This window comes from Yoonia maritima (assembly GCF_043641945.1).
Lineage (GTDB): Bacteria > Pseudomonadota > Alphaproteobacteria > Rhodobacterales > Rhodobacteraceae > Yoonia > Yoonia maritima_B.
This window is the reverse complement of record NZ_JBHZRX010000001.1, coordinates 621,553-637,460: the sequence shown is the minus strand read 5'-3', so window position 1 is coordinate 637,460 and position 15,908 is coordinate 621,553. Positions and strand designations below refer to the sequence as shown.

Sequence of the window (15,908 nt, the reverse complement as noted above, 5' to 3'; positions counted from 1 at the left end):
TCGTAAGATGGCTGAATAGTCCCAAATGGATGAAAACGGAAAACGTTGTGACGCCGCAAGAGCCGCATCACATTATGAACGGAACGGAACCGCATTCAATGTAGTCGTGGAGCGTCTACCAGATTGTTTTCTCAAACCGGTGCGACGCCCATATAGGCATAGCTCATTGTGGTGACGGGTCAGTTCGCAACAGCCACGGATATTATCTCTGGTAGAGCGGTAATCGAACGCCTTAAGCAGAAGATACCACATACAACAATTGCAGGTGTTGAATTTCGGCCCCTTCCCGCCGCGCTGCGTAGTAGCCAGGTTGCGACGAAAGAGGCAGAGCTAAAGATAGGGGGTTTTGTAGGTAGTTCGGTTGTTAGGATCGCCAGATTGCTCTGGTCCCTTCGACGTCCACAATGATGCTGCGGTCGGTGTCGATCAGATAATTGGTCGCGTACGCAAAAGATGCGGGGCCTTTGCGTGCAGCGGTCCATTGGCTCGACGGGTCTGAATGGGATGTGAACTTGAGTTCCACTTCCGATGCCGTGCCGAAAGCCGCGTCATCAAGGACCTCTAAATGTTCTTTCACAGCACGCTGCGCATCGTTTGGATCAACGCCACTGGGATACCAATCGTCCTTTGGGGTGGAGTTCCGTTTGTTTGCATCAGTCGCGATCAGGCCGGCATCTGTAGCAAGCCGCTGGCCGCTCACCAAACCATCCGCAATGCAACGCGCGACGGTCTTCTCGAACAGATGTCGCAGCAACGCACTTTCACGGAAACACACGTGCCGTCTCTTTGGGAAGGTTGAATGGTTGGGGATCGGTTCAGACAGATCAAGTCGACAAAACCCGCGATAAGCGAGGTTCAAATGCACCTCTTCGCAAAGGCACCGTTGCAAAACGATAGCCGATCAAAAGCATGCGGATGAGTAGCTCAGGATCAATCGAGGGGCGGCATGAGTGGCTGTAGAACTCTACCAAATACTGGCGGATGTCGTCCAAATCGACGAACCGATCAATCGAACACAGCAGGTGGTCTTGCGGGACGTGATCTTCTAACAAGAACTCATAAACAGTGCCGCCTGTGCTTCCTACTTTGGCCCAATCATCGCCAAATCCCCCGTTTTCTTAGCGGAATTGAAACAGCCAAAGGTCTTCAAATCAACAAGATTTTTTCAATGGAACTTGTCCATAATGATAAATGCTACGCTACGGATGGACGTTCGCGAACGAAGGGCAGCCAAAGACCCTCAACAACTACTTGGGTTTGGGGAACTGTTTTAAGTAGCAATTTTAAGAATGATCCAAGCCCCCTTACTTCTATTTGTAACCTAGAAAGCTCTTCTTTCGCCACACGCTGCATTCACCGTCACGAGTTGGTACGGCTCGTGGTCTTTAAAAATAGGCTGCTTAAGTTGATGGCTACCGCACGAATGCTCGTATTGAAAAAAGGGTGTGCTAAAATCAGCGTAGTCATCAAGGATGCTAGTACCACTAGGATAAAGCTCCATGGCAGTTCTGGCAGAGCAGTTCGCACAATCATGTTTTCAAAGATAATAATCGCGAAACCGTGAAGCACAAATATGGCCAAGCTATTGTGCCCAACAACAGATAAATAACTGCGCTTTGTTGTCATGCAGCCGAGAAACGCAACCAAGCTCGCCGAGCTGAGAATAAGCAGTGCAGCTCTAATCATCATGCCAGGCGCGTCACCAACGCCCATATGCGCATATGAGAACGAACCGTATAGCCAACGATGTCCCAAGCCGGAAAAAATTAGTATTGCAGCAGTTGTCGCAAAAAGCGCGATCGCTAAGAGCCGTCGCCACGCGCAAGCTTGCAGCGCTGCAATGGTACGGTTCCCATGCAGGGTCCCCCAGACAAAAAAAGGCAAAAAGGTCAAAGTTCTCATGATGCTGAGCTGGTAGCCATCACCCGGGTACAGACCGCCCAGTATAGCAGTCACGATTGATATCGTAAAAGCGTAGGGAACCCTTACTATCAGAGGGATCAATAACATCCACCAGATAAGTGACAGAAGGAACCATAGAATCCAGTATGGCTGAGAGAGGCCCGTTGGCCATTCACCGCTAATGAGAATTATTGGAATACCATAGGCTAACTGGAACAAAATAAGTATGATCGCAATGTTCGCAACACGCATCCCGAGGCGCTCTCTCTTGGCGGTAACCCCCGCTAAAAAGACGAAAGCAGGCATATGGAACAAGTAGATAATCGAGAGGCCAGCGCTTAGATAAGGGTTCTTCCAGCCACTGATGGCCTCAAGATAGTGCCCGAGTACTACGAGGGTGATCAGTACACCCTTGGCGTTGTCAATAAAGGGGTCGCGCATAGGTATCCCTCATCTGCCAAAATGACAGGCACTTTTTTCAGTAGATGAAATCGACCCTTAACTACATATGCCGTCTGAAAATAATTCTGTCATCTTTAATCGAGCGACTCAAGCATATCAATTACTGCCCTAGCAACACGCTACTCTCAAGTTGTCCATACGAGCGTTAAAAATGCACCAAAAACCACCGTTTGTTGAACGGTCAGAATTGCAACCGATCTGAAGCCGTTATCTCAAAGGCTGCCAGTGGTGCAGCTTAGGCGAAAGCACACTTTGTCTCGCTCTGCCGACCGCGGCCCTTGCCCCGGTGACGGTTTGGTTTGAGACAGATATGCTCGCCATGGGGGCTAATATAGCCTGATGCGGCACTTTGATCGGACACGGAAAACCGCCTCATCGAGTCAAATGTGCCTAGCGTTTCACAAATTGGCGGTTTGAGGAGGCTGGAAGGTCGTTTTCAGCAGCGATAGCCAAGAAACGAAATAGCCCAATATGTTGTATATGGTTATCGCGCATAGTTGGATTCGAGGAGAAAAGAATAATGAAGATCATTATTGTCGGTGCTTCTGGTGACATTGGTAAGGCGGCTTGTGACGAACTGGGCAAGCGCCACGAATTGATACGTGTGGGGCGATCAAGCGGTGATATTCGCGTCGATATGTCGGTCCGCGCTTCCATTGATGCAATGTATGCACAGGTTGGCCCCATCGATGCTGTCGTATCAGCCGCAGGTGAAGTGCAGTTCTGCCCGTTTGAAGAGCATACCGAAGAAACGCTGATGTATGGGCTTCAGCAAAAAGTGATGGGCCAGATCAATTTGGTCATGGCCGGGCTGAAAACGGTCGTGGAAGGCGGTTCGTTCACGCTAACCAGTGGTGTGCTGGATCGTGATCCTATTCGCATGGGGGTAGGCGCCGCGACCGCGAATGGTGCTCTTGCAGGTTTTGTTACTGGTGCAGCGATCGAAATGCCGCGCCGGCTCAGGGTCAATGTCGTTAGTCCCGGTTTGTTGGATGTATCTGTTCCGCGATACGGGGAATGGTTTCCCGGCCATAACCCGGTATCGTCCGAACGTGTTGGTCGCGCCTATGCCAAAAGTGTCGAAGGCGCGATTACAGGCCAAGTTATCATTGTTGATTAACCCTTCGCGGCAAGATCAAGCCCCCGCATAGCCCAACGGCTTTAACGCTTCTCTGATTTCCTCCAAGATTGCCGGGTCGTCGATGGTGGCTGGCATTTTGAAGTCTGCGTTGTCGGCGATTTTGACCATTGTGCCGCGCAGGATTTTCCCCGAGCGCGTCTTGGGGAGCCGGTCTACGACCGTGGCCAGTTTAAACGCCGCGACGGGGCCGATGGTGTCGCGGACGGATTTTACGACCTCTTTGATGATTTCGTCGTGCGGTCGATCGCAGCCTTTGTTGAGGCAGATGAAGCCGAGCGGCAGTTGGCCTTTGAGTTCATCCGTCACCCCGACCACAGCGCATTCCCCAACGTCTGGGTGGGCGGCAAGGACTTCTTCCATGGCGCCAGTGGACAGGCGGTGACCGGCGACGTTAATCACGTCGTCTGTGCGGGCCATGATGTAGAGATATCCATCGTCGTCGATCATCCCGGCGTCGCCTGTTTCATAGTAGCCGGGGAAGGCGTTGAGGTAGGATTTTTTGAACCGGTCTTCGGCATTCCAAAGGGTGGGTAGGGTGCCGGGTGGCAGGGGCAGTTTGACCGCAATCGCGCCAAGCTCACCCGATGCGACCGGGTGACCAGCCTCGTCCAGGATTTGCACATCATAGCCGGGCATCGCGACGGTGGGTGATCCGATTTTTACGGGCATCGCTTCGATCCCGGCTGGATTGCCTGCAATTGTGTAGCCGGTTTCGGTTTGCCACCAGTGGTCATAGACTGGTTTGCCCGTCTTTTCTTGGGTCCATTTGATCGTGTCTGGGTCGGCACGTTCGCCTGCCAGATAGATCGCGTTGAGCCCTGATAGGTCGTAATCCTTTAAGAATTCGCCGGTTGGGTCTTCGCGTTTCACGGCACGTAGCGCTGTGGGTGCAGTAAAGAATGATTTGACGTTATGTTCCTCGATGACCCGCCAGAATGTGCCTGCATCGGGCGTACCGATGGGCTTGCCTTCGAAGACAATCGTTGTGTTGCCGTGGATCAGTGGCCCGTAGCAGATATAGCTGTGCCCCACGACCCAGCCCACGTCTGACGCTGCCCAGAAGACATCGCCAGGGTCGACGTTGTAGATGTTCTTCATTGTCCAGTTGAGAGCGACCAGATGGCCCGCTGTCGGCCGTACAACGCCTTTAGGTGCGCCTGTGGTGCCAGAGGTATAGAGGATGTAGGCAGGGTGATTGCCCTCTACTGGAACGCATTCAGCAGGGGCGACACCGTATTGGAAGCCGTGCCAGTTATAGTCGCGGCCGGGGATCAGTTCGGCGACCTCTTGTTCGCGCTGAAAGATCACGGTGAAGTCGGGTTTGTGGTCGGCCAGTTCAATGGCACCGTCCAGTAACGGTTTGTAATGCACGACACGCCCCGGCTCCATCCCGCAAGATGCGGCGATGATGGCTTTGGGTTTTGCATCGTCGATCCGTACGGCCAATTCGTTTGCCGCGAACCCTCCGAAGACGACTGAATGAATTGCCCCCAGCCGGGCGCAAGCGAGCATGGCCTCGAGCGCTTCTGGGATCATTGGCATGTAGATGATGACGCGGTCGCCTTTTTCGACGCCCTTTGCACGCAAGGCACCGGCTAGGCTGGCAACGCGACTACGCAGTTCGATGTAGGAAATCTCGCGCTTTGTATGCGTGATTGGGCTGTCGTAGATGATCGCGGTTTGCTCGCCTCGGCCATTTTCCACATGACGGTCGACGGCGTTGTAGCAGGTATTTACCTTTGCGTCGGTGAACCATTCATACAGCGGTGCGTTATCGGCATTCAGGGCGCGAGTAGGGGGTGTTACCCAGTCAATCGCTTGGGCTTGTTCCATCCAGAAAGCCTCTGGGTCAGCTTTCCAAGCTGCATAAACGTCCGCGTATCCCATGTGTTCCTCCCAAAACAACTTATGGGAAAGTGTTACGCATCAGTTTCCGATCCGGCAAGCGGTCTGGCTTGAAGAAGTTTGATGAAAGTAAACTTTTTTACAGCGCGGCGATTGACGCGATGCGATGACAGGTTGGGGGAGCAGGGAAACGCTGTGTGGCCTTGTTTATAGAGCTACACAGCGTTCCATTTGTTAGCCATAATGCGCGACCGGTGTCCCCGCCAGCGCCGACATGTTCAGCAGGCCGCGTGGCGTGATGGATGGTGTGACAATATGACAGCGGTTGCCCATGCCCATGAGGATCGGTCCGACCTCTAGCCCGCCGCCTTTCATTTTCAGGATGTTGCGCACGCCTGATGCGGCGTCGGTGTTGGCAAAGATCAATACGTTTGCAGCGCCCGGAAGGTGGGCGTCTGGGAAGACGCGGTTGCGTAGTTCGACGTCTAGCGCGGCATCGATGTGCATTTCGCCCTCGTAGGCAAAGTCGCGCGGTTGGCTGTCTAGGATCGCCATTGCGGCACGCATACGTATGCCTGTGTCGCAATCAAGATTGCCGAATTGGCTGTGCGAACAGAGCGCGATCTTGGGTTCGACCCCAAAGCGGCGCACATGGCGGGCCGCCCCGATGACAGTTTCGGCGATTTGTTCTGGTGTTGGTTCCGAGTGCACTTGGGTATCGGCCACGAACAATGGCCCATCTTCAAGGATCATCAGGGACAGGGCACCAACCGGATGAAGGGTCTCGTTTCCGAGGATCTCGGTCACGTATTTCAAGTGCCAGCGGAATTGACCAAATGTGCCACAGATCAGGCTGTCTGCTTCGCCACGGTGGACCATGACGGCGCCGATGGCGGTGGTGTTTGTCCGCATGATCGCCTTGGCCAGATCAGGCGTTACCCCTTTGCGGGCCATCAGGTTGTGGTAGGTTTCCCAATAATCGCGGTAACGCGGATCATTTTCCGGGTTCACGATGCTGAAATCTACGCCGGGGCGGATTTTCAGGCCCGCACGTTCGCAACGCTGGGCGATCACGTCTGGACGACCGATTAGGATTGGCGTGTCTGTCGTTTCTTCCATGATTGCTTGGGATGCGCGCAGCACGCGTTCGTCTTCGCCTTCGGCAAAGACAATGCTGCGTGTCACAGTGCGTGCCGCGTCAAAGACAGGGCGCATGATCATGGCGGATTTAAAGACGGATCCGTCCAAGTTTGCCTTATATGCGGTCATATCCGCGATGGGGCGGGTTGCGATGCCGGTTTCCATTGCTGCCTTCGCGACAGAGCTGGCGACGACACCCATAAGGCGTGGATCAAAGGGTTTCGGGATCAGGTAGTCGGCACCGAATGTCAGCTTTTCACCTGTGTAAGCTGCTGCTGCCTCGGCACTTGTCGTTGCGCGGGCGAGGGCGGCGATACCTTCGATGCAGGCGATCTTCATCTCGTCGTTGATGTCGGTTGCGCCAACGTCCAGCGCACCGCGGAAGATGAACGGGAAGCAGAGAACGTTGTTGACCTGGTTCGGGAAATCGCTGCGGCCGGTCGCGATGATCGCGTCGGGTTTTACTGCGCGGGCGTCATCGGGGCTGATTTCTGGCGTGGGGTTTGCCAGCGCAAAGATGATTGGCGCATCGGTCATCTGCGCGACCATTTCGGGTTTCAAAACACCGGGGCCAGACAGGCCAAGGAACATGTCAGCACCAGCGATTACATCGTTTAAGGTCGCTGGTGTTGTGCCTTGGGCGTATTCGGCTTTTTGCGGCGTCATGTCCTTTTCTCGGCCGTTGTAAACAAGACCTTCGATATCACACAGCCACACGTTTTCACGCTTTACGCCAAGTTTCAGCAGCATGTTCAGACATGCGATGCCAGCCGCGCCGCCGCCTGTGCTAACGATTTTGATGTCTTCGAATTTCTTGCCGGCGACGCGCAGCGCGTTGGTTGCGGCAGCACCAACAACGATGGCGGTACCGTGCTGATCGTCGTGGAACACGGGGATGTTCATCCGTTCACGGCAGATTTTTTCGACAATGAAACAGTCGGGTGCTTTGATGTCTTCTAAGTTAATCGCGCCGAAGGTGGGTTCGAGCGCGCAGACGATATCGGCCAATTTTTCGGGGTCGGGTTCATTTAGTTCAATATCAAAGCAATCGATATTGGCGAACTTTTTGAATAGGACTGCTTTGCCTTCCATGACAGGCTTCGAGGCCAACCCGCCAATATTTCCAAGGCCGAGAACCGCAGTGCCGTTGGTCACAACGCCCACAAGGTTACCACGTGTTGTGTAATCGCGGGCGGTATCTGGGTTTGCTTTGATCTCAAGACAGGCTTCGGCGACGCCGGGCGAGTAAGCACGTGACAGATCGCGGCCGTTCGCCAAAGGCTTGGTTGCGCGAATTTCAAGTTTCCCGGGTTTTGGGAACTGGTGATAGTCCAGCGCTGCCTGCCGCGTGCTGTCTTTTGCGTCGTCTGTCATCGGTTCCTCCAAATATGGTTTAACGTTAAACCATTCTCATGCCGCAACGGAAGTTGTTGGCTGTCGTTAATCACAGTTTAGGGGCATTTGGCAAATCATTCGACGCAATGACAGTCAAATTGCCGCCTGTTGGTTTCGTTTACGCATTGTCTGGTCTTGCATCCGCAAGCGTCAAAGATCACTCTGTGTGAACCAATACGGAGAGAATGATGACCCTTATCGAAACAGCGCGTGCTGTGCGTGAAAACGCCTATGCCCCTTATTCAAAGTTCAAAGTAGGTGCTGCTATTAAGGCGACGTCAGGTGCCGTCTATGCTGGCTGCAACGTTGAAAACGTCGCCTATCCCGAAGGCACATGCGCCGAGGCCGGTGCGATTGCCGCGATGATTGCCGCAGGCGATACACGAATTGCCGAAATTGCCGTGATTGCGGATAGTCCTAAACCCATCAGTTGCTGTGGCGGTTGCCGTCAAAAGATCGCGGAATTCGCGGATGGTGATGTAGTTGTGACCCTGACGACCGTGGATGGCGTGACGGCGCAGACAACCGTTGCTGATTTGCTGCCGGGCAGTTTTGACGCAGATTACATGAGCCGCGTCTAAGATGGATGCCCGTGCGATCATAGCTGCGGTGCGCCGCCATCACACACCTAGTGCAGAAGAATTGGCATGGTTTGCCAAAGGTCTGGCGACTGGTGAAGTCAGCGACGCGCAAGCCGGTGCCTTTGCGATGGCTGTTTGCTTGAATGGCCTGTCTGACGAGGGCCGCGTTTCGCTGACCAAAGGTATGCGTGATAGTGGCGACGTTTTGCATTGGGATTTGCCGGGTCCCGTGTTGGATAAACATTCGACTGGTGGCGTGGGGGACTGCGTATCTTTGATCCTTGCGCCGACTTTGGCCGCATGTGGTGTTTACGTGCCGATGATCTCTGGTCGTGGGTTGGGGCATACGGGCGGTACGCTGGATAAGCTTGAGGCGATCCCCGGTTTGTCTGTTGATGTGACTGAACGCCGGTTGCATCAGATTACCCGTGATATCGGCTGTGCCATTGTCAGTGCGACGGGGCAGATTGCCCCAGCCGACAAGCGTCTTTATGCGATCCGTGACGTGACCGCGACGGTTGAAAGCGTGGATCTGATCACGGCCTCAATTCTAGCGAAAAAGCTGGCGGCGGGGCTCGAGGGGCTGATCCTTGATGTGAAATGTGGTTCGGGCGCGTTTATGAAAACGCCGCAAGATGCGGAGGCATTGGCGCGTGCATTGGTTGATGCCAGCAATGGTGCAGGCTGCAAAACCGAGGCGATGATCACCGATATGAATGCGCCTCTGGCACCCGCATTAGGCAATGCGGTTGAGGTGGCTGTCTGTATGGAGGTTCTATCAGGCAACGCCGCTGCTGCGCCACGGCTTTATGAATTGACTGTTGCGCTATGTGTGCGGCTATTGGCGATGCGCGGTGTTGAAGATGCCGAGGAGCAGGTAACCCGCGCGATCAGTTCCGGTGCCGCGATGGAGAAATTTGGCCAGATGGTTGCCGCCTTGGGTGGCCCGCCTGACATGGCTGATGACTGGCACACCCATCTGCCCAAAGCGCCGGTGGTCAAGCCGGTTCCGGCCCCCACAGCGGGGCACATTGCTGCCATTGATGGTGAGGCGCTAGGATTTGCAGTGGTTGCTTTGGGTGGCGGACGTCACGTTGAGACGGACAAAATCAATCCGTCTGTTGGCTTTACCGATATGATTGCGCTAGGGGGTGCCGTTGCTGCGGGTGACGCGCTTTGCATGGTGCATGCTGCGACTGATGGCGACGCAGCAGAGGCTGTGGCTGCCGTGCAGGCCGCCGTGCGCATCGGTGACGCAGCAAAACCCGGCCCACTGATTATTGAAAGGATCACATGATGGCGCGCGCATTTTTGATTGTCATCGACAGCGTCGGTATTGGCGGTGCGCCAGATGCGGATCAGTTCTTTAATGGTGACTTGCCCGATACGGGTGCGAATACAGTGGCGCATATTGCGCAGACAGCGGCACTACAGGTTCCTGTGATGGATGCGCTGGGGCTGGGTGCCGCCGTTAAGCTGGCATCAGGAGAGGACGCTCCGGGCATGGGCACCGCGCCCACCGGTGGCTGGGGTGCTGCGACCGAAGTTTCACAGGGCAAAGATACGCCCTCAGGTCATTGGGAACTGGCAGGTGTGCCTGTCCCGTGGGATTGGCACGTGTTCCCTGACGCGCAGCCAGCGTTTCCAGATGAGGTTGTTGCGCAAATTTGCGCGGCGGCTGGTACGGACGGCATTTTGGGGAACCGCCATTCGTCTGGCACCACGATCATCGAGGAAGAGGGCGAAGCGCATCTGAAAACCGGATGGCCGATTTGTTATACTTCGGCGGATTCGGTTCTGCAGATTGCTGCGCATGAAGAACATTTTGGATTGGATCGCCTGCTAAAGCTTTGTGCCGATATCGCGCCACTGCTGCACGAAATGAAAGTAGGTCGTGTGATTGCACGGCCGTTCGTGGGTGAGCCGGGTGATTTCAAACGCACCAGCAACCGCAAAGATTTCGCGATTGCGCCGCCATCCCCGACGATCTGTGACTACGTCCACGATGCGGGCCGCAAGGTTTATGCGGTCGGCAAGATTGGCGACATCTTTTCGATGCGCGGCATCGATGACCTGCGCAAAGGGCGCGACGACGCGTTGATGGGGCATATCAGCGATTTGGTGGACGAGGCCGACGATGGTGCTTTGGTCTTTGCCAATCTCGTCGAATTTGACAGTGAATTTGGCCATCGTCGTGATCCCCAAGGGTATGCCGGGCATCTTGAATGGTTTGACGCGGAACTTGGGCGTATCTTACCCCGATTGCGCCCCGATGATCTGTTGATCGTCACGGCAGATCATGGCAATGACCCGACTTGGTCCGGGACTGACCACACCCGCGAGCGGGTTCCTGTGCTGGTCCATGGGATCGGTGCGCGGGAACTTGGCCAATTGGCGTTCACTGACGTTGCAGCGAGCATCGCAGCGCACTTGGGCGTAAAGTATAACGGAGAGGGGCGCAGTTTCCTATGAATTTCAAAGATATCCCAAAGGTCGAACTGCATACGCACCTTGAAGGATCGGCGCCGCCTGCGTTCATCGCTGGGCTGGCCCGCGAAAAGAATATCGATATTAGCGGCATCTTTAACGCAGATGGCAGCTACGCATTTCGCGACTTCGATCATTTCCTAAAAGTGTATGAAGCCGCATGTGAGCCGCTGCAATCGCCCGAGGATTTCCGCCGCCTAACCATGGCTGTGCTGGAAGAAACCGCCGCGCATGGCGTCGTCTATATGGAGACATTCGTGTCACCTGATTTCTGCGGTGGCGGCGATGTTTCCGCATGGCGCGATTATCTGGCGGCGATGAAGGACGCCGCGGATGAGGCCGAACGCACGATGGGTATTACCTTGCGTGGTATCGTAACGGGGATCCGGCACTTTGGCCCTGATCAGTGTAAGGTCGCAGCCCGTTGTGCCGCCGAAACCAAGGGCGATTTCATCACCGGGTTTGGCATGGCCGGCGGCGAAATGGCCGGGCGTCCGCGTGACTATGCCTATAGTTTTGACATGGCGCGCGAGGCGGGTTTGCAGTTGACGGCGCATGCTGGCGAATGGGGCGGGCCTTCGATGGTTGCCGAGACTATTCGCGACCTGAAGGTCGAACGCATCGGCCACGGCATTGGCGCGATTGATGATGCGAACCTGGTGGAAGAGATCGCTGATAAGGGTGTCGTGCTAGAGGTTTGCCCGGGTTCAAACGTTGTGCTGAAAGCGGTCACTGGCTGGGGGGCGCATCCGATTGCGAAACTACGCGACGCTGGTGTGCCAGTGACGGTATCTACGGATGATCCGCCGTTCTTTCACACGACAATGACTGCTGAATACGAAATGCTAGCCAAGACATTTGGCTGGGGCGAAGACGATTTCAGGGCTCTGAATGAGACCGCCTTGAACGCCGCCTTTTGCGACGAAGAAACCCGCGCCCGTGTGGCAAAACGATTGGAGCCTAAAAATGACTGATCATGTCACCCACGTCACCCACCCATTGGTGCAACACAAACTGACGCTGATGCGCCAGAAGGATACATCGACTGCTGTGTTCCGGCAGCTATTGCGCGAGATTAGCCAGCTATTGGCGTACGAGGTCACGCGCGGTCTGCCGATGACGACCAGGCAGATTGAAACGCCGCTGCAGACAATGGATGCGCCTGTTATTGACGGCAAAAAGTTGGCGCTTGTGTCGATCTTGCGCGCGGGCAACGGTCTGTTGGATGGGGTTTTGGAATTGATCCCGTCTGCACGTGTTGGTTTTGTCGGGCTTTACCGCGATGAAGAAACGCTAGAGCCGGTGCAGTATTATTTCAAAGTCCCAACCGAGCTAGAAGACCGTTTGGTCATTGCCGTCGATCCAATGCTGGCCACAGGTAATTCGTCAGTCGCGGCGATTGATCTACTGAAAAAGGCGGGTGCCAAGAACATTCGTTTCTTGTGCTTGCTTGCGTCACCCGAAGGCATCGCCCGCATGAAAGAAGCACACCCCGATGTGCCGATTGTTACTGCGGCCATCGATGAAAAGCTGAACGACAAAGGCTATATCGTGCCCGGGCTTGGCGACGCTGGCGACCGGATGTTCGGCACCAAATAAACGTTTAGATGTTGCAGATGTTCTGCAAGCTTACCCATTCACTGTCCGTCAAAATGGCGGGCAGTGTTTCACCCTCGAGCGGGTCCACGCCCAAATCAGGCATATTCCCAGTCATTTCATCTAGCAGCGCAAGATAAGGCGCATGCGGGATTTGTGCGGCGCTGAACGCAGCGCGTAGTTTGGCCCGGTTCGGTGTTGAACCTGTTCCTGCGGTGATTTCTTGCGCGTTTTCTTGCAGTACTTCGGACGGGATTTCGCCCGTTGTTAACAGCTTGAACGTGACGCCAAGCCCTGCGCTGTGCAGTACAGTTTCCAGTGGGTCATTTTCGCCGGTTCCTGCGCGGCTAGCCACTATAAACCCAGCAGGCGCTGCTGGATCGTCCGCCTGTTGCAACAACCCGTAATCCAGCAAAATCAGCCGTCCGGGGATGGAAACCGCACCTTGGTCCAGATGCGGGACAACCACGATTTTGGTGCGTGTTTCTGCCCCAAACAGGCGCTGAGCGAGCTTTACTGCCGCTTCGTTTGCACGCGGTTCGCGGCATGCTGCGCCAGTCGTTGCTTGCATGTGGCCCAACATCGTTGCGCCGATTTCGGTGCGTTTTGAAATTGGCACGACTGAAAGCGTCTGGCGCGTCAATGCACCGGGTAGCCAGAAAACGGCCAGCGCGAGTGCTGTGGCGGTGATGCCAGCTGTCGTCAGGTGACGTAGTTTTCCGGGTTTTGGTCGCGCCTTGTCGAGCGCCTTTTGGATTTCGCCAATGGCGTCGATCATCAGGTCGTCTGAGATTTCGATGGTTTCGTCGGCGTCATCGCCGGGGGCATAGATTGCGGGCGTTTCGCCGGGGTTTGTGCGTAGGATTGCCGGAAGCGACCAGTGGGTCAGCGGACGCCCTGCGCCATCCGCGATCACCAGTGTCGCGTTGCCAAAGGAAATGACGACGTCGCGCCGCTGCGCATCGCTGTCAGCGCGCCACAAGCCGTCGCATTCCAGCCGCTCATATTTATCAAGTGCTGTCATTGCCCGAACTGCCTTTTTTCAAAACAATATCGCGGGGCGGACGTATTGTCATGTCGGTAATCACCAGTAGGCGGGCAAAACCCAACTGGGTTGGCGCACCCTGTAAAAACAGGATGCGCCGTTTGTCTTAAGCAGCTTTTTCAGCGGCAGCGAAGCGCTTGTAGAACTCTTGGTTCTTGTCCGCCATTTCACGTAGCAGGGCAGGGGTTGTGAACCGTGGGCCGAATTCGGTCGTCAGTTGGTCACAGCGTTCTGCCGCATATGGTGTGCCGATGATGTCCAGCCAGCTGAACGGGCCACCAGACCAAGGCGCAAAGCCCCAGCCAAGGATCGCGCCAACGTCACCTTCGCGGATGTCTTCCAGCACGCCTTCTTCAAGCGCGCGGACAGCTTCGAGTACCTGAGCGAACATCAAACGGTGCTGCACTGTGGTCAGTTCAGGCTGGTCGTCTGCAACAGGGTACTGCGCGGCTAGACCTTCCCAAAGACCGGTACGTTTGCCTTTGTCGTCGTAGCTGTAGAACCCGCTGTTAGATTTGCGGCCCAGACGTTTTTGATCAAACATCCAGAACAGAATTTCGTCGACTTCGCCATCTGGGTATTCGTCGCCCATAGCGGCCTTTGTCGCCTTGGCGATTTTCACGCCCAGATCAACAGAGGTTTCGTCGACCAGCTGAAGCGGACCAAGCGGCATGCCCAGCAGTTTCGCCGCGTTTTCGATCAGCGCAGGTTCGACACCTTCCTTCACCATCCGAATACCTTCGTTGATGTATGGAATGATGCAGCGGTTCGCATAGAAGAACCGTTCGTCGTTGACGACGATTGGTGTCTTGCGGATCTGGCGCACGAAATCGAGCGCCTTGGCCACAGCCACGGAACCAGTTCCTTTGCCTTTGATGATCTCGACCAGAAGCATCTTGTCGACAGGGCTAAAGAAGTGGATGCCGATGAACTTTTCAGCGTCGTTCGATGCCTTAGCAAGTTCAGTGATTGGCAGGGTCGATGTGTTGGTCGCAAAGATGCAGTCAGGTCCGACGACAGCTTGTACCTTTTTCGTGACCTCGGCTTTGACGCCCACGTCTTCGAACACGGCTTCAACGATCAGATCACAGCCGCTCAGTGCGGCGTAATCTGTTGTCGCGTTGATCAGGCCAAGCACGGCTTCTTTTTTCTCTTCGGTCGCTTTTTTGCGGGAAATCCCTTTGTCCATGTAGGACGTAGTGTAGGATTTGCCTTTGTCTGCGGCCTCTTGTGTGCTGTCGATCAGGACAACCTGAATGCCAGCCAATGCAGAAACAAGCGCGATGCCTGCGCCCATCATGCCAGCGCCGATGATGCCGACCTTTTTGACCTTTTGGTCTGCGACGTCTGGGCGGTTCGCACCTTTTTCAAGCGCTTCTTTGTTAATGAAGAGGCTGCGGATCATAGCAGATGAAGATGGGTTCATCAGGATGTTGGTGAACCAACGTGCCTCGATCTTAAGCGCTGTGTCGAATGGGACCAATGCGCCTTCGTAGACGGCAGACAGCAGGGCCTTGGCTGCAGGGAATGCGCCTTGGGTCTTGCCGTTGACCATTGCGGATGCGCCAACAAAGGTCATGAAGCCAGCAGGGTGGTACGGCGCACCGCCGGGCATTTTATAGCCCTTTTCATCCCATGGTTTCACGATTTTAGGCTCTGACAGAACCCATGCTTTGGCTGCGTCCAGCAGTTCGTCAGCAGGAACCACTTCGTCGATCACCCCAGCTGCTTTGGCTTTCTTAGGGTCGTTTAGTTTGCCTTCGAGAAGAAGGGGCGATGCACCCATTGCGCCCAGCTTGCGTGACAGACGTGTTGTGCCGCCAGCGCCGGGGAAGATGCCAACCATGATTTCTGGTAGGCCGATTTTGGCTTTGGGGTTATCAGCCGCAAAGATACGGTGACAGGCCAGCGGGATTTCCAGACCAATGCCAAGCGCAGTGCCGGGCAGGGCGGCTGCGATAGGTTTGCCACCTTTGTTGGTTTTTGGGTCCATGCCTGCGCGTTCGATTTTGCGCAGGACGGCGTGCATGCCCATCAGACCGTCAAACAGACCCTTGGCAGGGTTGTCGCCAGCGCTTTCTTTCATCTTTGCGATGATGTTCAGGTCCATACCGCCAGCAAATGTGTCTTTGCCGGATGTAATCACGATGCCTTTGACTGCATCGTCGGCCAGCGCGTCGTCAACAAGGCCGTCTAGAACGGGCCAAGCCTCCATGGACATGACGTTCATGGATTTACCCTGAACGTCCCAAGTGATGATTGCGACGCCGTCAGCGCCTTTGTTCATTGTAAAGTCAGTCATAACAGTGGCCCC

Annotated in this window: 11 protein-coding genes and 1 pseudogene; 6 read left to right on the top strand and 6 right to left on the bottom strand. The window is 55.1% G+C overall.

Annotation, left to right across the window (positions count from 1 at the left end; genetic code table 11):
- Positions 1 to 376: 376 nt before the first annotated feature.
- Together ACHUEV_RS03250 and ACHUEV_RS03245 are read right to left on the bottom strand one after the other, a co-directional pair.
- A pseudogene (locus tag ACHUEV_RS03250) lies at positions 377 to 1,066 on the bottom strand (transposase); the annotation flags it as partial.
- A gap of 293 nt (positions 1,067 to 1,359) precedes the next feature.
- The gene (locus ACHUEV_RS03245; protein WP_394177618.1) at positions 1,360 to 2,343 is read right to left on the bottom strand and encodes an acyltransferase family protein; all 984 of its coding nucleotides are present in this window, start codon (positions 2,341 to 2,343) and stop codon (positions 1,360 to 1,362) included.
- Between the two features lie 541 nt (positions 2,344 to 2,884).
- Between ACHUEV_RS03245 and ACHUEV_RS03240 the strand changes: the two genes are divergently transcribed.
- A complete protein-coding gene (locus ACHUEV_RS03240; RefSeq protein WP_394177617.1) occupies positions 2,885 to 3,484 on the top strand; it encodes a short chain dehydrogenase in 600 nt (199 codons plus the stop codon).
- Positions 3,485 to 3,499: 15 nt separating this feature from the next.
- Here ACHUEV_RS03240 and prpE read toward each other — a convergent pair whose 3' ends face one another.
- Positions 3,500 to 5,392 (bottom strand): propionate-CoA ligase PrpE, encoded by a 1,893-nt coding sequence (gene prpE / locus ACHUEV_RS03235; RefSeq protein WP_394177616.1) that lies wholly within the window; start codon positions 5,390 to 5,392, stop codon positions 3,500 to 3,502.
- A 192-nt stretch (positions 5,393 to 5,584) separates the two neighbouring features.
- Positions 5,585 to 7,864 (bottom strand): NADP-dependent malic enzyme, encoded by a 2,280-nt coding sequence (locus tag ACHUEV_RS03230; RefSeq protein WP_394177615.1) that lies wholly within the window; start codon positions 7,862 to 7,864, stop codon positions 5,585 to 5,587.
- Between the two features lie 209 nt (positions 7,865 to 8,073).
- On the opposite strand from ACHUEV_RS03230, the gene ACHUEV_RS03225 reads away from it, so the two are divergent.
- The 5 genes from ACHUEV_RS03225 to upp are packed head-to-tail and all read left to right on the top strand — an operon-like array spanning position 8,074 to position 12,552.
- Positions 8,074 to 8,466 (top strand): cytidine deaminase, encoded by a 393-nt coding sequence (locus ACHUEV_RS03225; protein ID WP_394177614.1) that lies wholly within the window; start codon positions 8,074 to 8,076, stop codon positions 8,464 to 8,466.
- A gap of 1 nt (position 8,467) precedes the next feature.
- Complete coding sequence (locus ACHUEV_RS03220; RefSeq protein WP_394177613.1) at positions 8,468 to 9,763, top strand: thymidine phosphorylase; 1,296 nt, start codon at positions 8,468 to 8,470, stop codon at positions 9,761 to 9,763.
- On the top strand, positions 9,763 to 10,938 hold the full coding sequence (locus tag ACHUEV_RS03215) for a phosphopentomutase (protein ID WP_394177612.1): 1,176 nt from the start codon (positions 9,763 to 9,765) through the stop codon (positions 10,936 to 10,938). The genes ACHUEV_RS03220 and ACHUEV_RS03215 overlap by 1 nt, the downstream gene beginning before the upstream one ends.
- A complete protein-coding gene (locus ACHUEV_RS03210) occupies positions 10,935 to 11,927 on the top strand; it encodes an adenosine deaminase (protein WP_394177611.1) in 993 nt (330 codons plus the stop codon). Before ACHUEV_RS03215 ends, ACHUEV_RS03210 begins: the two co-directional genes overlap by 4 nt.
- Complete coding sequence (gene upp, locus ACHUEV_RS03205; protein WP_394177610.1) at positions 11,920 to 12,552, top strand: uracil phosphoribosyltransferase; 633 nt, start codon at positions 11,920 to 11,922, stop codon at positions 12,550 to 12,552. Before ACHUEV_RS03210 ends, upp begins: the two co-directional genes overlap by 8 nt.
- A gap of 4 nt (positions 12,553 to 12,556) precedes the next feature.
- Here the strand turns inward: upp and ACHUEV_RS03200 are convergent, their stop codons facing one another.
- Entirely contained in the window at positions 12,557 to 13,573 is a 1,017-nt protein-coding gene (locus ACHUEV_RS03200; protein WP_394177609.1) for a hypothetical protein, read from the bottom strand.
- 127 nt (positions 13,574 to 13,700) lie between these two features.
- Positions 13,701 to 15,896, bottom strand: coding sequence for a 3-hydroxyacyl-CoA dehydrogenase NAD-binding domain-containing protein (locus ACHUEV_RS03195; protein ID WP_394177608.1), 2,196 nt, complete (start codon positions 15,894 to 15,896; stop codon positions 13,701 to 13,703).
- Between the last annotated feature and the right edge of the window lie 12 nt (positions 15,897 to 15,908).